General features: G+C 73.0%; 20 protein-coding genes and 1 pseudogene. 16 read left to right on the forward strand and 5 right to left on the reverse strand.

All coding sequences use genetic code 11. From position 1 onward, the window contains the following. The 5 genes from JT362_RS30925 (at window position 1) to JT362_RS30945 (ending at window position 3,128) form a co-directional block, all read left to right on the forward strand. On the forward strand, window positions 1-426 hold the full coding sequence (locus JT362_RS30925; protein WP_260195383.1) for a hypothetical protein: 426 nt from the start codon (window positions 1-3) through the stop codon (window positions 424-426). A gap of 66 nt (window positions 427-492) precedes the next feature. Next, window positions 493-1,308 carry a dihydropteroate synthase gene (folP, locus tag JT362_RS30930; protein WP_260195439.1) on the forward strand — a complete coding sequence of 272 codons (816 nt, stop codon included), beginning with the start codon at window positions 493-495 and terminating at the stop codon, window positions 1,306-1,308. Continuing rightward, complete coding sequence (locus tag JT362_RS30935) at window positions 1,308-2,216, forward strand: glucosyl-3-phosphoglycerate synthase (RefSeq protein WP_260195384.1); 909 nt, start codon at window positions 1,308-1,310, stop codon at window positions 2,214-2,216. The genes folP and JT362_RS30935 overlap by 1 nt, the downstream gene beginning before the upstream one ends. 34 nt (window positions 2,217-2,250) lie before the next feature. Then, complete coding sequence (locus JT362_RS30940; protein ID WP_260195385.1) at window positions 2,251-2,562, forward strand: DivIVA domain-containing protein; 312 nt, start codon at window positions 2,251-2,253, stop codon at window positions 2,560-2,562. Continuing rightward, window positions 2,559-3,128, forward strand: a complete 570-nt coding sequence (locus JT362_RS30945; protein ID WP_260195386.1) for a DNA-3-methyladenine glycosylase I — start codon at window positions 2,559-2,561, stop codon at window positions 3,126-3,128. The genes JT362_RS30940 and JT362_RS30945 overlap by 4 nt, the downstream gene beginning before the upstream one ends. Here JT362_RS30945 and JT362_RS30950 read toward each other — a convergent pair. Beyond that, entirely contained in the window at window positions 3,121-3,720 is a 600-nt protein-coding gene (locus JT362_RS30950; protein ID WP_260195387.1) for a DUF4245 domain-containing protein, read from the reverse strand. The two genes, JT362_RS30945 and JT362_RS30950, sit on opposite strands and share 8 nt — an antisense overlap. A gap of 100 nt (window positions 3,721-3,820) precedes the next feature. Between JT362_RS30950 and glpX the strand changes: the two genes are divergently transcribed. From glpX to JT362_RS30970, 4 genes are all read left to right on the forward strand, one after another. Continuing rightward, window positions 3,821-4,876 (forward strand): class II fructose-bisphosphatase, encoded by a 1,056-nt coding sequence (gene glpX / locus JT362_RS30955; protein WP_260195388.1) that lies wholly within the window; start codon window positions 3,821-3,823, stop codon window positions 4,874-4,876. A gap of 78 nt (window positions 4,877-4,954) precedes the next feature. Continuing rightward, window positions 4,955-5,737, forward strand: coding sequence for a S1 family peptidase (locus tag JT362_RS30960; RefSeq protein WP_311202774.1), 783 nt, complete (start codon window positions 4,955-4,957; stop codon window positions 5,735-5,737). A gap of 422 nt (window positions 5,738-6,159) precedes the next feature. Then, entirely contained in the window at window positions 6,160-6,489 is a 330-nt protein-coding gene (locus tag JT362_RS30965) for a L,D-transpeptidase (protein WP_260195389.1), read from the forward strand. A 10-nt stretch (window positions 6,490-6,499) separates the two neighbouring features. Continuing rightward, a complete protein-coding gene (locus JT362_RS30970) occupies window positions 6,500-6,877 on the forward strand; it encodes a DUF2784 domain-containing protein (RefSeq protein WP_260195390.1) in 378 nt (125 codons plus the stop codon). On the opposite strand, the gene JT362_RS30975 is transcribed toward JT362_RS30970, so the two are convergent. Next, window positions 6,828-7,817, reverse strand: a complete 990-nt coding sequence (locus JT362_RS30975) for an NAD(P)/FAD-dependent oxidoreductase (RefSeq protein WP_260195391.1) — start codon at window positions 7,815-7,817, stop codon at window positions 6,828-6,830. The genes JT362_RS30970 and JT362_RS30975 overlap by 50 nt on opposite strands. A gap of 86 nt (window positions 7,818-7,903) precedes the next feature. On the opposite strand from JT362_RS30975, the gene JT362_RS30980 reads away from it, so the two are divergent. Then, complete coding sequence (locus JT362_RS30980) at window positions 7,904-9,298, forward strand: class II fumarate hydratase (protein ID WP_260195392.1); 1,395 nt, start codon at window positions 7,904-7,906, stop codon at window positions 9,296-9,298. A 6-nt stretch (window positions 9,299-9,304) separates the two neighbouring features. Here JT362_RS30980 and JT362_RS30985 read toward each other — a convergent pair whose 3' ends face one another. Beyond that, window positions 9,305-10,177: a LysR family transcriptional regulator gene (locus tag JT362_RS30985; RefSeq protein ID WP_260195393.1), complete on the reverse strand. Its 873-nt coding sequence runs from the start codon at window positions 10,175-10,177 to the stop codon at window positions 9,305-9,307. Between the two features lie 81 nt (window positions 10,178-10,258). Here JT362_RS30985 and JT362_RS30990 point away from each other — a divergent pair, with 81 nt between their 5' ends. The 3 genes from JT362_RS30990 to pdxR are packed head-to-tail and all read left to right on the forward strand — an operon-like array spanning window position 10,259 to window position 13,366. Beyond that, window positions 10,259-11,140 carry an EamA family transporter gene (locus JT362_RS30990; RefSeq protein ID WP_260195394.1) on the forward strand — a complete coding sequence of 294 codons (882 nt, stop codon included), beginning with the start codon at window positions 10,259-10,261 and terminating at the stop codon, window positions 11,138-11,140. Window positions 11,141-11,151: 11 nt separating this feature from the next. Continuing rightward, window positions 11,152-11,973, forward strand: coding sequence for an NmrA/HSCARG family protein (locus JT362_RS30995; protein WP_260195395.1), 822 nt, complete (start codon window positions 11,152-11,154; stop codon window positions 11,971-11,973). A 22-nt stretch (window positions 11,974-11,995) separates the two neighbouring features. Beyond that, window positions 11,996-13,366: a MocR-like pyridoxine biosynthesis transcription factor PdxR gene (gene pdxR / locus JT362_RS31000; protein ID WP_260195396.1), complete on the forward strand. Its 1,371-nt coding sequence runs from the start codon at window positions 11,996-11,998 to the stop codon at window positions 13,364-13,366. On the opposite strand, the gene JT362_RS31005 is transcribed toward pdxR, so the two are convergent. Next, window positions 13,341-14,390: a MerR family transcriptional regulator gene (locus tag JT362_RS31005; protein ID WP_260195397.1), complete on the reverse strand. Its 1,050-nt coding sequence runs from the start codon at window positions 14,388-14,390 to the stop codon at window positions 13,341-13,343. The genes pdxR and JT362_RS31005 overlap by 26 nt on opposite strands. Before the next feature lie 150 nt (window positions 14,391-14,540). Between JT362_RS31005 and JT362_RS31010 the strand changes: the two genes are divergently transcribed. Further along, window positions 14,541-16,055, forward strand: coding sequence for an ATP-dependent DNA ligase (locus tag JT362_RS31010; RefSeq protein ID WP_260195398.1), 1,515 nt, complete (start codon window positions 14,541-14,543; stop codon window positions 16,053-16,055). A gap of 27 nt (window positions 16,056-16,082) precedes the next feature. On the opposite strand, the pseudogene JT362_RS31015 reads toward JT362_RS31010, so the two are convergent. Then, a pseudogene (locus JT362_RS31015) lies at window positions 16,083-16,298 on the reverse strand (response regulator transcription factor); the annotation flags it as partial. A 180-nt stretch (window positions 16,299-16,478) separates the two neighbouring features. On the opposite strand from JT362_RS31015, the gene JT362_RS31020 reads away from it, so the two are divergent. Further along, complete coding sequence (locus tag JT362_RS31020; protein WP_260195399.1) at window positions 16,479-16,811, forward strand: hypothetical protein; 333 nt, start codon at window positions 16,479-16,481, stop codon at window positions 16,809-16,811. A 36-nt stretch (window positions 16,812-16,847) separates the two neighbouring features. Continuing rightward, a complete protein-coding gene (locus JT362_RS31025; protein ID WP_260195401.1) occupies window positions 16,848-17,183 on the forward strand; it encodes a hypothetical protein in 336 nt (111 codons plus the stop codon). Window positions 17,184-17,261 lie beyond the last annotated feature (78 nt).

Raw genomic sequence — 17,261 nt, forward strand, 5'->3', positions numbered from 1 at the left:
GTGGCGGTCTACCTGCTCGTGGGGGCCGCTCTCGCGGGCGTGGGGATGCTCGCGCCGCCACCGTTCGGTGGCACGGGACTGCTGGGCGCCCTGTCCGGCACGGTGCTGGGCTGGCTGCTGCTCATTCCGTTCTACGCCCGTCGCGGCCTCACGACCGGTTACCACACGGTCACCAACCAGCGCGTGATCGTGCGGTCCCCTCGTCTGCCGGTGCGCCGTACGGAGCGGCTGGCCGATCTGGCCGACCCGGTGCTGCTGACCGACGGCGCGACGATCAGCTTCGGCGACCGCTCTCGTTACGAGCCGGCCGGCGTCCGGCCCGACGGGGCCCCCGTCCACCCGCTCGTGCTCCGCTCGGTTCCGGACGCCGAGCGGGTGCTGGAGCTGATCCGCGACGCCCAGCGCGATGCCAGGGCCGGCGGGTAGACCTGGCACCATCGGACCGTGCTGCGATTCGGTGACCGGGCGGTGGCGTCCGACCGTGCCCTGGTGATGGGGATCGTCAACCGCACCAGGGACTCCTTCTACGACCGTGGTGCCACGTTCGACGAACCGGCCGCGCTGGCCGCGGTGGACCAGCTGGTCGAGGAGGGCGCGGACATCGTCGACATCGGCGGGGTGCGGGCCGGGGCGCACGGCGAGCGGGTGGACGCCGACGAGGAGCTGCGCCGGGTGGTGCCGCTGGTCGAGCTGGTGCGCGAACGGCACCCGGACCTGGTGATCAGCGTCGACACCTGGCGGCACGAGGTCGGCCGGGCCGCCTGCGCCGCCGGCGCGGACCTGATCAACGACACCTGGGCCGGCGCCGACCCCCGGTTGGCCGAGGTCGCGGCCGAGTTCGGCGCCGGGATGGTCTGCTCGCACACCGGCGGCGCGGAGCCGCGCACCGACCCGCACCGGGTGCGGTACACCGACGTGGTCGCCGAGGTCGTCGCCGAGTTGGTGGCGCGGGCCGAGCACGTGGTGTCGCTCGGCGTGCCGGCGGAGTCGGTGCTGATCGACCCGACACACGACTTCGGCAAGAACACCTGGCACGGGCTCGCCCTGCTGCGCCGGCTCGACGAGCTGGTGGGCACCGGCTGGCCGGTGCTGATGGCGTTGTCCAACAAGGACTTCGTCGGCGAGACCCTCGGGGTCGGGCTGGCCGACCGGGTGGACGGCACGCTGGCGGCGACGTCGGTGGCGGCGCTCGCCGGCGCCCGGGTGTTCCGCGCCCACGAGGTGCGGCGGACCAGGCACGTCGTCGAGATGGTGGCGAGCATCGCCGGCACCCGCCCGCCGGCCACCTGCCTGCGGGCGCTGGCCTGATGCACGAGGCCGCGCGGGACTGGTTCGCCTCGCGGACCTGGCAGAGTGTCGAGTGGACGGTGGCCGACCTGGTCGCGGCCAAGGGGTCGCGCACGGTCAGCGTGGTGCTCCCGGCGCTGGACGAGGAGGCGACGGTCGGCGCCGTGGTCGCGTCGATCCGCCCGCTGGTCGGCACGCTGGTCGACGAGTTGGTCGTGGTCGACTCCGGGTCGGGCGACCGGACCGTCGAGGTGGCCGCCTCGGCCGGCGCGCGGGTGGTGCGGCACGGCGACGTGCTGCCCGAGCTGGCGCCGGTGCCCGGCAAGGGCGAGGTGCTGTGGCGTTCGCTGGCCGCGACCACCGGTGACGTGCTGGTGTTCGTCGACTCCGACCTGGTGGAGCCGGACCCGGGGTTCGTGCCGGCGCTGCTCGGCCCGCTGCTGCTGTCGCCGTCGGCGCAGCTGGTGAAGGGCTTCTACCGGCGCCCGCTGGACGCGGCGGACTCCGGCGGCGGGCGGGTGACCGAGCTGATGGCCCGGCCGCTGCTGTCGGCGCTGCGCCCGGAGCTGTCCGGGGTCGTGCAGCCGCTGTCCGGCGAGTACGCGGGCACCCGTGCGCTGCTGGAGGCGGTGCCGTTCGCGGCCGGGTACGGGGTGGAGATCGGGCTGCTGCTGGACGCGCACGCGCTGGTCGGGTTGGACGGGATCGCGCAGGTCAACCTGGGCGTGCGGCGGCACCGCAACCAGCCGCTGACCGCGCTCGGGCCGATGGCCGCGCAGGTGCTCGGCACGGCGCTGGCCCGTTGCGGGGTGCCCGGCGGGCCGGGCGAGCTGACCCGGTTCGTCGAGGTCGCCGGCGAGTGGGTGCCGGACTCCGTCGAGGTCGAGGCCGCCGACCGGCCGCCGATGCGGGAGCTGCTCGTGCGCTGAGGAACCGTCGGCGGGGTGTGCGACGATCCCCCTCGTGACCACCGCACTGATCTACCTGGTCGTCATGGTCCTCGTGGCGACCGTGGTGTTCCTGCTGGCCTCGGTCGTGTTCGGCCGGGGTGAGGAGCTGCCCGCCCTGCCGCCGGGGGCGTCCCCGACGCGCCTGCCGTCGTCGGGGATCACCGCCGAGGACGTGCGGGACGTCCGCTTCCAGCTGGTGTTGCGCGGCTACAAGATGTCCGAGGTCGACTGGGTGCTGCGGCGGGTCGGCGGGGAGCTGGCCGACCTGCGGGCCGAGGTCGCCGAGCTGCGCGAACGGCTCGCGGAGTCCTCGGAGCCGAGGTGACGGCCGCGCTCGGCCCGGACGGCAGGCGGCGCTGCGGCTGGGGCAACTCGGCGGACATCTACGTCGCCTACCACGACGAGGAGTGGGGCGTTCCGCTGCGCGGCGAGCGGGAGCTGTACGAGCGGCTGACGCTGGAGGCGTTCCAGTCGGGACTGTCGTGGCTGACGATCCTGCGCAAGCGGGAGGCGTTCCGGACGGCGTTCGCGCGGTTCGACCCGAAGGCGGTGGCGGAGTTCGACGACGCGGACGTGGCCCGGCTGATGGCCGACGCGTCGATCGTCCGGAACCGCGCCAAGATCGACGCCGCGGTGAACAACGCCCGCGCGATCGCCGACCTGGACGTGCCGCTGGACGAGCTGCTGTGGTCGTTCGCCCCCGACCCGGCCGGCCGCCCACGCCCGCGCACGCTGGCCGACGTCCCGGCCGTCACCCCCGAGTCGAAGGCGATGGCCAAGGAGCTGAAGCGCCGTGGATTCGCGTTCGTCGGCCCCACCACGGCCTACGCCCTGATGCAGGCCACCGGCATGGTCGACGACCACCTGGCCGACTGCTGGCGCGCTAGCTGACCAGCGGCGACGCGTCGAGCGTGGCCTCCGCGAGGGTGCGGAACTCGTCCTCGGTGCCGTTGCCGGTGACCAGGGTGACGGTGCCGTCGAGCGTGGTCACCCAGGCCACCTCGTCGCGCCGCGAGGTGTGCACGTCCCAGGTGACCCCGCCGGCCTCCGCTGTCCCGGTCGGCCGGCCGGACTCGCCGGTCTCGGTGTCCAGGACGTCCGCGGCTGTTCCGCCGGACTGGCTGAGCTGCACGTACCGCCCACCCGGCGTCACCCAGCCGACCCGCACCACCGAGTTCGCCTCGGCACCCGTTCCCACGCCCGAGGTCGACGACGAGTTCGCCCGCCACCCCTCGGGCGTCGCCGGCTGGCGCACCGGGTACGTGACCGACCGGGCCGCGTCGCCCAGCTTCGCCGACACGTCGACGGTCGGCGCGTTCTCCGGCCCGACGTCCGGCCCGCCCGGGTCGAACGAGCAGCTCTGGGTGACCGACGCCAGCACGCCGACGATGACCAGCAGCACCAGGATGGCGCCGACCATGTCGCGCATTCGCAGCCCGGCGCGTCCCGGCGGCCGGTGTCCACCAGGTTCCGTGTCCACCACACCCCCATCCTCGCAGGCCACCGAGAGGATGCTCACGCGTCCCCACGTCCCGGGATCTGGGAGGATCGGGGGGACCGTTCGGGCGCACACGGGAGGCGGCATGAAACCCACCACCAGCACCAGCCGGCGTGAGGCACCCGACCGCAACCTCGCCCTGGAGCTGGTCCGGGTGACCGAGGCGGCGGCGATGGCCGCCGGGCGCTGGGTCGGACGCGGCGACAAGAACGGCGGCGACGGCGCCGCCGTGGACGCCATGCGCAAGCTCATCGGCACCGTCTCGATGCGCGGCACCGTGGTGATCGGCGAGGGTGAGAAGGACCACGCGCCGATGCTCTACAACGGTGAGGAGGTCGGCAACGGCGACGGCCCGGACTGCGACGTCGCGGTCGACCCGATCGACGGCACCACGCTGATGGCCAAGGGCATGCCGAACGCGATCGCGGTGCTCGCGGCCACCGAGCGCGGGGCGATGTTCGACCCGTCCGCGGTGTTCTACATGGAGAAGCTCGCGGTCGGCCCGGAGGCGGCGGACGTCGTCGACCTGACCGCGCCGATCGCGGAGAACATCCGCCGGGTGGCCCGGGCGAAGCACTCGGACCCCTCGGACGTGACCGTCTGCATCCTCGACCGCGAGCGGCACGCCGAGCACGTGCGGGCGGTGCGCGACGCAGGTGCCCGGATCCACTTCATCTCCGACGGCGACGTGGCCGGCGCGATCTCGGCGGCCAGGCCGAACACCGGCGTGGACATGCTGTACGGGATCGGCGGCACACCGGAGGGGATCATCGCCGCGTGCGCGCTCAAGTGCATGGGCGGCGCGCTGCAGGCCCGGCTGTGGCCCAAGGACGACGAGGAGCGGGAGAAGGCGACCGGCGCCGGCCACGACCTGGACCGGGTGCTGGTCACCGACGACCTGGTCAGCGGCGACAACGCGTTCTTCTGCGCGACCGGGATCACCGACGGCGACCTGCTCCGCGGCGTGCACTACCGGGGCGGCGGGTGCACGACCCAGTCGATCGTGATGCGCTCGAAGTCCGGGACGGTGCGGATGATCGACGGCTTCCACCGGCTGACCAAGCTGCGCGAGTACTCGACCGTCGACTTCGACCGGGTCGAGCAGGCCGCCGAGGACGACGCGCTGCCGCCGCTGCCCTGAGTTCCCTACTTCCGGCGGGGGTAATGCCCTACTTCCGACGGTGTCACTCTTTCGAGTGTCGCGGCTACCGTCCGCTACATGTTGAGAAAACGAGCTCTCGCAGTCGGACTTCTCGCCGGAGCGGCGACCGCACTCGCCGTCGTCGCCGGCCCGTCCGCGTTCGCCGCGGACAAGCAGGACGTGAACCCGCTGATCGTCGGCGGCGGTGACGCCGACCAGACGTACTCGTTCATCGTGTCGCTGCAGAGCGGCGGCGGCCACTTCTGCGGTGGCTCGCTGATCAGCCCGGAGTGGGTGCTGACCGCGGCGCACTGCGTCGAGGGCCAGTCGCCCGGCGGGGTGAGCATGCGGATCGGCAGCAACGAGTACGCGTCGGGCGGCGAGGAGGCGCAGGCGGCGGAGATCGTCGTGCACCCGGACTACGACGGGATGTCGCCGGGCAACGACATCGCGCTGGTGCGCACGGCCGCCCCGGCGACGTCGGCGCCGGTGTCGCTGGCCGCGGACGCGCCGGTCGGCACGGCGTCCAGGCTGCTCGGCTGGGGCCAGACGTGCCCGGAGCCGGGTGGCTGCGGCGCGCCGGACTACCTGCAGCAGCTGGACGTCGAGGTGGTGGACGCGAGCGAGTGCACCGGCATCGACGGGTCGCTCGAGCTGTGCACCAGCAACCCGGGCGGCGACTCCGGGGCGTGCTACGGCGACTCCGGCGGCCCCCAGCTCGCCGGCACGAACGGGAACTGGTCACTCATCGGAGTGACGAGCCGGACCGGCAACAACGACCCGGTGTGTGCGACCGGCCCGTCGATCTACACCGACGCGACCGCGTACGCGGACTGGATCGCGCAAACCAGCGGCGGCTGAGCAACGTATGCGGTAGTGGAGGCCGCGCGCGGGCGCCCCGTACCCGCGTGCGGCCTCCGCTCCGTGTCACGGCCCGAGCAACCCTGCGGGCCGGCGGCGCGTGGGTTATGAATGTGCACGTGCCCCTGGCCAGGTTCCTGCAAGCCGTCGTGGTGCTGACCGCCCTCGCGGCCTGCACCACCCAACCGCCGTCCCAGGCTCCGCCTCCGTCGGCGGCACCATCTTCGGCTCCGGCCGCGGCTCCAGCTTCGGATCCATCGTCGGCCTCGTCCTCGGCTCCAGCGTCGGCCCCGGCGTCGGCCCCGGCGTCGGCCCCGGCGTCGGCACCAGCGTCGGCACCAGCGTCGGCCTCGTCCTCGGATGCCTCGTCGGCGGCGGTTCCCGCCCAGCCCGTCTCCGCCCCGCCTCCTTGCGCCAGGAAGGTGCACGCCTGCGTCAGCCTCTCCCAACGCAAGGCGTGGCTGACCAGGAACGGCCGCCCGACCTACGGCCCGGTCCCCATCGCGCACGGCGGCCGCGAGAACCCGACCCCCACCGGCACCTACCCCGTGTCGTGGAAGGACGAGGTGAACACCAGCAGCATCTACGGCACCCCGATGCCGTACTCGGTGTTCTTCGCCCCCGGCGGCATCGCCTTCCACCAGGGCGACGTCCGCACCGACTCGCACGGCTGCGTCCGCCTCACCATGCCGGCGGCCAAGGCCTTCTTCGCCGCCCTCCAACCGGGTGAACTGGTACAAGTCGTGCCGTAACGTACGAACCGTGCGCGCGTTCCTGGCCGAGCTGACGATGGCCGTGCACTTCGCGGTGCTGGCGTTCATCGTGCTGGGCGCGTTCCTGGCCTGGCGCTGGCCGAAGGTGCTGCTCGTGCACCTCCCGTTCGCCCTCTGGGGCCTGGCGATCGCCACCCTCGGCTTTCCGTGCCCCCTCACCACCCTCGAGGACGCCCTCCGCGACCGCGAACAGGTCGGCTTCATCGAGCGCTACCTCGACGGCATCCTCTACCCCGACGAGTACCTGCTCGCCTCCCGGATCCTCGCCGCGGGGCTCGTCGTCACGGCCTACGCCGTCGCCGTCACCCGCTGGCGGGTCAGGTCACGTCGCTCGAATGCCCAGGGAACAGGTGTGCGTCCGGGTTGAGGTCGACGGCGATGTTGTTCACGGCGGTGGCCGCCTCGCCGAAGCCGGTGGCGATGAGCTTGACCTTGCCGGGGTACGCGGCGATGTCGCCGGCGGCGTAGATGCGGTCGCGGGCCGTCTTCATCGTCGTGTCGACGGCGACGGCGCGGCGGACGATCTCCAGCCCCCACGCCTCGATCGGGCCGAGGTCGGCGGTGAAGCCCAGCGCGGCCACCACCGACTGCGCCGGCAGCACGACCGTCGACGGGTCCGACTTGACCTCCAGCTCCACCTCGGCCAGCGCACCGGACGCGTCGCCGCGCAGCTCGACCACCTGGGCGTCGGTGATGATCGGCACGCCCAGCTCCCGCACCTGCCGCACGGTGGCGGCGAACGCGCGGAACTTGTTCCGGCGGTGCACCAGCGTCACGCTCCGTGCCACCGGGTGCAGCGACAGCGCCCAGTCGAACGCCGAGTCCCCGCCGCCGACGATGACCACGTCCTGGTCGCGCATCGCCTCCAGCTCCGGTACGAAGTGGACGACGCCGCGGCCCAGCCAACCCTCACCGGCGGGCAGCGGGCGGGGGCTGAACTCGCCCATGCCGGCCGTGATCAGCACCGCACCGGCGCGGACCACCGTGTCGCCGAGGTCGACCTCGAACTTGCCGTCCACTTCCGACAGCCCGCGCGCCGGGCGCCCCAGCAGGTACGTCGGCTTGAACTGGTCGGCCTGCTCCACCAGCGCGGCCACCAGGTCCCGGCCGAGCACCGACGGGAACCCGGCCACGTCGAAGATCTGCTTCTCCGGGTACATCGCGGTGACCTGCCCGCCCGCCTCCGGCAGCGAGTCGACGACCGCTGTTCGCAGCTCGCGGAAGCCCGCGTAGTACGCGGCGAACAGCCCGGTCGGGCCGGCGCCGACGATCAGCAGGTCGACCTCGGACGGCGAGACGGAACCCATCTGCACACCTACCCATCGCGGAGAGTGGCCAGCACCACCACAAGCTACCCGCGCACCGCCCGCCACGGCAGGCCAGACTGGAGACCGTGAGCGAGAATGACTTCAGGGTCGAGCACGACACGATGGGTGAGGTCAGGGTCCCGGCCGACGCCCTCTGGCGGGCCCAGACCCAACGCGCCGTCGAGAACTTCCCGATCTCCGGTCGTGGCCTGGAGCGCGCTCAGATCCGCGCGCTCGGCCTGCTCAAGGCCGCCGCGGCCCGGGTCAACCAGCGGTTCGACGTGCTGCCGCCGGATCTCGCCGAGGCCGTCGCCGCCGCCGCGGACGAGGTCGCCGAGGGCCGCCACGACGACCACTTCCCGATCGACGTGTTCCAGACCGGGTCGGGCACCTCGTCGAACATGAACGCCAACGAGGTCATCGCCACGCTGGCCACCCGCCGGCTCGGCCGGGACGTGCACCCGAACGACCACGTCAACGCCTCGCAGTCGTCCAACGACACGTTCCCCACGACGATCCGGATCGCCGCGACCGAGGCGGTCGTGCGGGACGTGCTGCCCGCGCTCGACCACCTCGCCGGCACCATCGAGCGGCGGGCCGGCGAGTGGGCCGAGGTCGTCAAGTCTGGGCGCACGCACCTGATGGACGCGGTTCCGGTCACGCTCGGTCAGGAGGCCGGGGCGTGGGCGGCACAGGTCCGGTACGGCATCGAGCGGCTCCGGGACACCCTGCCCCGGCTGGGCGAGCTGCCGATCGGCGGGACGGCGGTGGGCAGCGGCCTCAACGCGCCGGACGGCTTCGGCGGCGCGGTCGCCGAGGAGCTGGCCACGCTCACCGACCTGCCGCTGACCGAGGCGCGCGACCACTTCGAGGCGCAGGCCGGACAGGACGGTGTGGTCGAGGTGTCCGGGCAGCTCAGGACGCTCGCCGTGAGCCTGCACAAGATCGCCAACGACGTGCGCTGGCTGGGTTCCGGGCCGCGCACCGGGCTCGGTGAGCTGGCGCTGCCGGACCTCCAGCCGGGCAGCTCGATCATGCCGGGCAAGGTCAACCCGGTGATCCCGGAGGCCACGATGATGGTCGTGGCGCAGGTGATCGGGAACGACGCGGCGGTGGCGTTCGCCGGCAGCCAGGGCAACTTCCAGCTGAACGTGATGCTGCCGGTGATCGCGCGCAACGTGCTCGAGTCGGCCAGGCTGCTGGCGGCGGTGTCGCGGCTGCTGGCGGACAAGGTCTTCGCCGGTGTCGAGGCGAACACCGAGCGGCTGCGCGAGTACGCGGAGTCCTCGCCGTCGATCGTCACGCCGCTGAACCGGTACCTGGGCTACGAGGAGGCCGCGTCGATCGCCAAGCAGTCGCTCGCGGAGCGCAGGACGATCCGCGAGGTGGTGCTGGAACGCGGCCACGTGCGGGACGGCAGGCTCACCGAACAGCAGCTCGACGACGCCCTGGACGTCCTCCGGATGGCCCGCGGCGGCTGATCCCGGCTACCCGGTGATGCCGAGGAGGTCGAGGAACGCGATTGCCGCGGGGGTTCTGGTGACCGGGCTCCAGATGACGTGCTCGACCCGGGCCGGCGCGTCGGTGACCTCGACGGTGACCAGACCGGTGAGCTGAGGCACGAACGCGGACGGGAGCATGGCGACGCCGAGGCCCTGGACGACCAGGCGGGCCAGGAAGTCGGCGTTGGTCACCTCGAAGGCGACGTCGCGGACCAGGCCGGCGGCCGCGAAGGCCTGGTCGGACTGGGCACGCCCGGCGGTCCCGGCGGGCAGGTCCACGAACACCTCGGCGGCGAGCCGGCGAAGGTCGACCTCCGCCTCGCCGGCGAGCGGGTGGTCCGGCGCGACCACGGCGACGAGCCGGTCGCGGGCCAGTTCGTGCGCGGCGACGCCCTCGGGACGCGCCGTCGTCGGCAGCCCGAGGAAGGCGACCTCGATCGCGCCCTGCCCGACCTGCTCGACCAGCTCCTCGCTCGCACCCACCCGCAGGCTGATGCGCACGTGCGGGTACCGCTGGTGGAACTCGCGCAGCGTGCCCGGGATGTCGACCGCGGCGACGGTGGGGATCAGACCGACCGCGAGCCGCCCGCGGACCTCGCCGACCGCCGCGGCCACCTCGGCCTTCGCCCGCTCGGCTGCGTCCAGGCACTGCCGGGCGGCCGGCAGGAACGCCGCGCCGGCCGGGGTCAGCCGCACGCGGCGGCTGGTGCGCTCGAACAGGCGGGCGCCCAGTTCCCGCTCCAGGCGCGCGACCTGGTGGCTGAGGGCGGACTGGACGACCAGACACCGCTCGGCGGCCCGGGTGAAGCTGTTCGTCTCGGCCACCGTGACGACATAGCGCAGCTGCTGGAGTTCCACGCGATCTATCTTCCTTCGCGATCGATGAAGTGACAAACATGTGTTGGACTCATTGATCGGGTTGGAGTGAGACTCCACAGCGTGACAACAGCAACGACACAGCGCGCTCCGGGCAGAGCCGGAACCACCGTCCTCACGGCTGTCGCTCCCGCCGTCTGGGGCACGACCTACGTCGTCACCACCGAGCTGCTTCCGCCGGGACACCCACTGTTCGCGGCGCTCCTGCGCACCCTGCCGGCCGGTCTGCTCGCGCTGGCGGTCACCCGGGCGCTGCCGCGCGGAGCCTGGTGGGCGAGGGCCGCGGTGCTCGGCGTGCTGAACATCGGCCTGCTCAACGCGCTGCTGTTCATCACGGCCGAGCGCCTGCCGGGAGGCGTGGCCGCCACCCTCGCGGCGGCCCAGCCGCTCGTCGTCGCCGTGCTGGCCGTGCTCGTGCTGCACGAGCGCCCGTCCGGCTGGCGTCTCGCCTGGGGAGTCGTCGGCGTGCTCGGCGTCGGCCTGGTGGTGATCGGGCCAGACGCCGCGTTCGACACCGTCGGCGTCGTGGCCGGCCTGGCCGGCGCGGCGTCGATGGCGCTCGGGTTGACGCTCACCAAGCGCTGGGGGCGTCCGCCCAACGCCGGTCCCACCGCGTTCGCGGGCTGGCAGCTCGCCGCCGGCGGTGTGTTCCTGCTGCCCGTCACCTTCCTCGTCGAGGGGGCACCGCCCGCGATCGACCTGACGGCCGGCCTCGGCTACCTCTGGCTGGGCCTGGTGGGCGGCCTGATCGCCTACGTCCTGTGGTTCCGCGGCATCGCGGCTCTGCCGGTCACCTCGGTCGCGGTCCTCGTCCTGCTCTCGCCGCTGGTCGCCGCCGTGCTCGGCGCCGTGCTCCTCGGCCAGACCCTCGGCCCGGTCCAGCTCGTCGGGTTCGGGCTCTCCCTCGCCTCGATCGTCGCGGGACAGCTTCCCGCACCCCGTTGAAAGGATCCTCGGTGTCGAACCAGAAGACCGTCCTCGTCATCGGCGCCACCGGCGGCCAGGGCGGCGCCGTCGCCCGCGCGCTGCTCGGCACCGGCTGGGCCGTCCGCGCCCTCGTCCGCGATCCAGGAAGGGCCAGGGACCTCGAGGCGCTCGGCGCCGAACTGGTCACCGGCGACCTCGACGACCCCGGTTCGCTGCGTGCGGCGGCGCGGGGTGTGCACGGCGTCTTCAGCGTGCAACCCGCCGACCTGACCGCCCCGGATCCGGAAACCGAGGTGCGGCGCGGGAAGAACGTCGCCGACGCGGCCGAGGGGGTCGCGCACCTGGTGTACAGCTCCGTCGGCGCGGTCGGCCGCGAGTCCGGCGTCGCCCACTTCGAGACGAAGGCGGAGATCGAGGCATACCTCGAGACCGTCGGCGTGCCCGCGACCGTGCTGCGGCCGGTGTTCTTCATGGAGAACTGGCGGTACCTGCTGCCGGAGCCGCGGAACGGCGAGCGGGTCGGCTCGATCGCGTTGGACGAGGACACCTCGCTGCAGATGATCGCGCTGACCGACATCGGCCGGATCGCCGCGAACGTGTTCGACGAGGCCGTGGTCGGCAGGACGATCGAGATCGCGGGCGACGAGCTGACCGTGCGACGGATCGCAGAGCTGTTCACGAAGGCCGACGGCGTCCCGACCCGCTTCGAACGGCGGCCGGCCCAGCCCGGCGAGCTGGCGACGATGTTCGCCTGGCTCGACCGGGCGGGCTACCGGGCCGACATCGCCGCCCTCCGCGAGCGGTACCCGGATCTGCTCACCTTCGAGGCATGGCTGGCCGGCGACCGGTAGTCCAGTCGTAGGGTCGCGGGCGATGACCACCGACTGGGCCACCCTGCGGGAGCTGCTCCTGCCGGCCGCCGGCGCCCGCGGCCGCCGGGTCGAGTCCGCGCTGCGGACCGCGATTCGCGACGGGCAGCTCGCGGCCGGCGTCCGGCTGCCGTCCAGCCGGGACCTCGCGGCCCAGCTCGGGGTCGCCCGCGGCACGGTCACCGCCGCGTACGGGCAGCTCGTCGCGGAGGGGTACCTGGTCAGCCGGCGCGGGTCCGGGACGCGGGTCGCCGGCGCCATCGGGCGAGCCGCACCGGCGGCCGAGCCGGCGCCCGCGCCCACCCGCTGGCGGTACGACCTGCGGCCGGGACTGCCCGCGCTCAGCGCGTTCCCCCGGGCCGAGTGGATCGCCGCCACCCGTGCCGGGCTCGCCGCGCTGCCGGACGAGGCGCTCGGCTACCCCGATCCGGCCGGGCTGCCCGAGCTGCGCGCCGAGCTCGCCGGCTACCTCGGCCGGGTCCGCGCGGTGACCGCGACCGCCGACGACGTCCTGGTCACGCACGGCGCCGCCGAGGGCCTGTCGATGCTCGTGGCGGCCGTCGGCGGGCGGGTCGCGGTCGAGGAGCCGGGGCATCCCGGGCAGCTGGAGATGTTGCGCGCCAACGGGGTCACGCCGGTACCGGTTCCCGTCGACGAGCACGGCATCGTGGTCGACGCGATCGCCGGCTGCCGGGCGGTCGTGGTCACCGCGGCGCACCAGTTCCCGCTCGGCGTCGCGCTGCACCCGGACCGGCGGCACGCGCTGCTCTTCTGGGCCCGCGCCAACGACGGCCTGATCATCGAGGACGACTACGACGCCGAGCACCGCTACGACCGCCCCGCGCTGCGCGCCATGCAGGCGATGGAGCCGACCCGGGTCGCCTACCTCGGTACCGCGAGCAAGACCCTCGCCCCGGCGCTGCGGCTCGGCTGGCTGGTGCTCCCGCCCGGCCTGCGCGCGGAGCTGATCCACCGCAAGCGGACCACCGACCTCGGCTGCTCCCCGCTGCCGCAGGCCGCGTTCGCGCGGATGCTCGCCACCGGCGGCTACGACCGGCACCTGCGCCGCACCAGGGCCCTGTACCGCGCCCGCCGCGACGCCCTGCTGACCGCGGTGGCCGAGCACCTGCCGGCCTGGCGCCCGGTCGGCGTCGCGGCGGGGTTGCACGTCGTGCTCAGGCTGCCCGACGGCACCGACGACGCCGAGGTGCGGCGGCGGGTGGCCGAGCGGGGCGTGCACGTGGTGGCGCTGTCGGAGTACTCGGCGGATCCGCCGTACCCCGGGCTCGTGGTCGGCTACGCGGCGACGAGCCCGGACCGGCTCCGGGCGGCGGTCGCCGAGATCGCCGCTACCCGGCTTTGCTGTCGGCCTTGATGTCGGCGACCACGCAGCTGATGTTGTCCGGCCCGCCCGCCTGGTTGGCCAGGTCGACGAGCCGCTCGACCGCCTGGTGCGGGGAGGGGACGCCGGACAGGGTGGTGTGCAGCGTGTGCACGTCGAGGACGGTGTGCAGGCCGTCGGAGCACAGCAGGTAGCGGTCCCCGGCGTGCACGTCGTGCAGGGCGACGTCCGGCTCGGGATCGCCGTCCCGGGTGAGTGCCTGGAGCAGGATCGCGCGCTGCGGGTGGGTGGCGACCTCGTCCTCGGTGAGCTTCCCTTCGTCCACAAGGGACTGGACGACGGTGTGGTCGTGGGTGATCTGGAAGAGTTCGGTGTCCCGCAGGAGGTACGCGCGCGAGTCTCCGATGTGGACGAGCCCGAGGCGCGACCCGGACCAGAGGAGCGCGGTGAGGGTGGTTCCGCTGTCGTCCTGGTCGAGTTCCCGAACCGCCGAGCCGGCCTGGCGGCCCGCGTCGGCCAGCACGTTGAGCAGGTCACCGGCGGAGTCGAGGTTCCGCAGGGCGTCGATGGCCGCGGAGCTGGCGGTGGCCCCGTCGTCGCCGAACCCGTCGGCGACCGCGAGGACCCGGTCGCCGGCGAAGGCGCGGTCCTGGTTGACCTCGCGGACGAGACCGCGGTCAGTACGCGCGGCGTAGGTGATGGTGAGCGGTCCGGCCGGCATGGCGTCGTCCTTCCCGGACAGGTGCTGGACGAGGAAGGCGGCCAACTCCCGCCGCGCCGCGGTGTCCGACTCGACCAGCTGCCAGAACTCCGCCACCGCCGCCGCGGCCTCCGGCTTCGGTGCGTCACACACGGCCCTGATCCGCGCCAACGGCATACCGAGGCGCCGCAGCCAGGCGACCAGCCGGGCACGTTCCAGCTGCTCCGGCTCGTAGAACCGGTACCCGCTGACCGGGTCCACCCGAGCCGGCCGCAACAGCCCCAACTCGTCATAGAGCCGCAACGCCTTCGGCGACAACCGAGAAGCCCGCGCGAACGCGCCGATGGTGAGCGCCACCGCCACCTCCCTCGTCCCTGGACGACCCCACCGTCCACCTTCCCCTTCGGTCAAGGTCAAGCCACGACCTCGCCGATCGCCCGAGCGGAGCTACAAGCCCTCGTGACCAGCGGGAACGCGGTTGTCGGTGCCTCGGGGCATGATGGTCACGTGTTGTTCGTCGATGTCGTGACCACTTCCGCCGCGGTCTCCGCGACGCGGTCGCGCCTGGCCAAGGTCGAGGCCCTGGCCGGGCTGCTGCGCCGCGCCGGGGACCAGGTGCGCGCGGTGGTCTCGTTCCTCGCGGGCTCGCCGACGCAGGGGCGCGTCGGGGCGGGGTGGCGGACGCTGGTCGAGTTGCGCATCGAACCCGCCGGCGAGGCTTCGCTGACCGTCGAGCGGGTGGACGCCGCGCTCGGTGCGGTGGCGTCGACCAGCGGGAAGGGCTCGGCGGCCCGGCGCACGGAGTTACTCGGCGCGCTGTTCGGCGCGGCCACCGAGGCCGAGCAGCGCTTCCTCCTCCACCTGCTGACCGGCGAGTTGCGGCAGGGCGCCCTCGAAGGCGTCATGCTCGACGCCATCGCGGCGGCCGCCGGTGTGGGCAAGGAGGACGTGCGGCGGGCGTTCATGCTCTCCGGCCGGTTACCCGACACGGCCGAGGCGGCGCTCACCGGCGGCACCGACGCGCTGGCCGGGTTCGGGCTGACGCTGGGCCGGCCGATCCGACCCATGCTGGCCTCGCCCGGCGAGTCGCTCGCCGACGCGCTCGGGATGGGCCCGTGCGTGGTCGAGTACAAGCTCGACGGCGCCCGCATCCAGGTGCACAAGGACGGTGACGACGTGCACGTCTACACCCGCACCCTGCGCGAGATCACCGGCGCGGTTCCGGAGCTGGTCGACCTCGTGCGCGGGCTGCCGTGCCGGCGCGTGGTGCTGGACGGGGAGACGCTCGCGCTCAACGACGACGGCCGGCCGCGCCCGTTCCAGGAGACGATGAGCCGGTTCGGCGCCACCAACGAACGCGAGCTGCTGCTGCACCCGTACTTCTTCGACTGCGTGCACCTGGACGGCACCGACCTGGTCGACGCGCCGCTGCGCGAACGGAACACCGCGCTGCTCCGCGCCGTCGGCGAGGCGCTGGTGATCCCGGGCGCGCTGGAGCCGACCGAGGAACGGGCCGAGCAGGTCCTGGCCGACGCGCTGGACGCCGGGCACGAGGGCGTCGTGGTCAAGGCGCTCGACTCGCCCTACCAGGCGGGCCGCCGGGGCAAGGCCTGGCGCAAGATCAAACCGGTGCACACGCTCGACCTGGTGGTGCTGGCCGCCGAGTGGGGACACGGGCGCCGCACCGGCTACCTGTCCAACCTGCACCTCGGCGCCCGCGACCCCGACGGCGGCCCGTACGTCATGGTCGGCAAGACCTTCAAGGGCCTCACCGACGAGCTGCTCGCCTGGCAGACCACGGAGTTCCCGAAGCACGAGACCCACCGCACGGACTGGACCGTCCACCTGCGCCCGCACCTCGTCGTCGAGATCGCGCTCGACGGTGTGCAGACCAGCACCCGCTACGAGGGCGGCGTCGCGCTCCGCTTCGCCAGGGTCGTGCGCTACCGCCCGGACAAGGACCCACCGGACGCGGACACCATCGACACCGTCCGGTCCCTGTTGCCCGCGCCCGCGGGCTGAACGATCGTGGTGCTGGCGCGTGATATCCACCCGGGAGCGCACCGCGAGCTTGCCCAGGATATGGGATACGTGGGTCTCGATCGTGCGGGTCGAAAGCACGAGACGCTCAGCGATCAGCCGGTTGGAGAGGCCCTGGGCGACCATACCGGCGATCGTCGTCTCGGTGGGAGTGAGGCTGTCCCATCCGGAACGCGCCTGCCGGTGCTTGGACCGCGGACCTCGGCGCATCCCGTGATTGCGCATCTGTGAACGCAGCGTGGCGAGATCCCAGGTCGCTCCGAGCTGCTCGTAAAGCTCGCCGGCACGGATGAAAGCCGCGCGCGCGGAGATTCGGTCGCCCGTGCCCGCGTATCCCGCGGCGGCGGCCTCCAGAGCCTTGGCGCGCAGCAGCGGGAGACCGGCCGCTTCATAGCCTTCGGCGGCATGACGCAGCAGGACGGGATCACGGTCGAGCAAACCCTGGCAGTATGCCGCGGTGGCAGCCCTGCGCCACGCTTCCGGTCGCCGAGCGAGCGCCGCCGCATGGGCGGCAATGTCCTTTGCGACAGCAGCGTTTCCGGTCAAGGCGGCCAGTCGGGCAGCATGGGGAAGGATGCGCTCCATCTCGTCCAGTTCCTCGGCCCAACTGGCGACACCGGTGGTGAGCACGGCGAGTGCCTCAGCCGGCTCGTTGGCGAACTCTCGATCCAGGCTGCGGGCCAGCGTCAACGAGGCGACAAGACGCTTCCCGATCAGTTCCGCACTCGACGCCGCTAGTCGTAGATTCGACCGGGCCTTCTCTGGATCATTACGGTGAAAGCAGACGATGGCGGCGATACCTCGACCACAACAAATCACCCCCGGAGCCTTGAAGTCGTCCGGCAGCGTCTCGACTTCGGCCAGCGCGTCATCCCACCGGCCGACTTCGAGCAGAAGCTCTCCTCGAGCGGTGTGCGCCTGCGCGAGCCGAACGAGAATGCCGGCCTGGTCGGCGCGCTCGCGGACTCGCTCTCCCACGTCGAGAGCCTCCTCGTAGCGGTCCAGGTAACCCAGCGCCACAGCATGGTTGACCTGAAGCAGCAGGCTCAGATCGACCAGGTCAGCGTCATCCTCACGGACCACCTCCCGCGCCCGCTCGAACAGCGGTAACGCGGCCGTCACGTCTCCCCGCATGATCGACACTACGATCAGCACGTGCAGCGCCCACCCCAGCGCCATCTGGTCCTC

Source organism: Actinophytocola gossypii, assembly GCF_025165815.1.
GTDB lineage: Bacteria > Actinomycetota > Actinomycetes > Mycobacteriales > Pseudonocardiaceae > Actinophytocola > Actinophytocola gossypii.

Coding starts and splice junctions, on each gene's coding strand:
- folP (WP_260195439.1), top strand. CDS start 493: ATGGGGATCGTCAACCGCACCAGGGACTCCTTCTACGACCGTGGTGCC.
- JT362_RS30935 (WP_260195384.1), top strand. CDS start 1,308: ATGCACGAGGCCGCGCGGGACTGGTTCGCCTCGCGGACCTGGCAGAGT.
- glpX (WP_260195388.1), top strand. CDS start 3,821: ATGAAACCCACCACCAGCACCAGCCGGCGTGAGGCACCCGACCGCAAC.
- JT362_RS30960 (WP_311202774.1), top strand. CDS start 4,955: ATGTTGAGAAAACGAGCTCTCGCAGTCGGACTTCTCGCCGGAGCGGCG.
- JT362_RS30975 (WP_260195391.1), bottom strand. CDS start 7,817: ATGGGTTCCGTCTCGCCGTCCGAGGTCGACCTGCTGATCGTCGGCGCC.
- pdxR (WP_260195396.1), top strand. CDS start 11,996: ATGACCACCGACTGGGCCACCCTGCGGGAGCTGCTCCTGCCGGCCGCC.
- JT362_RS31020 (WP_260195399.1), top strand. CDS start 16,479: ATGACGCAGCAGGACGGGATCACGGTCGAGCAAACCCTGGCAGTATGC.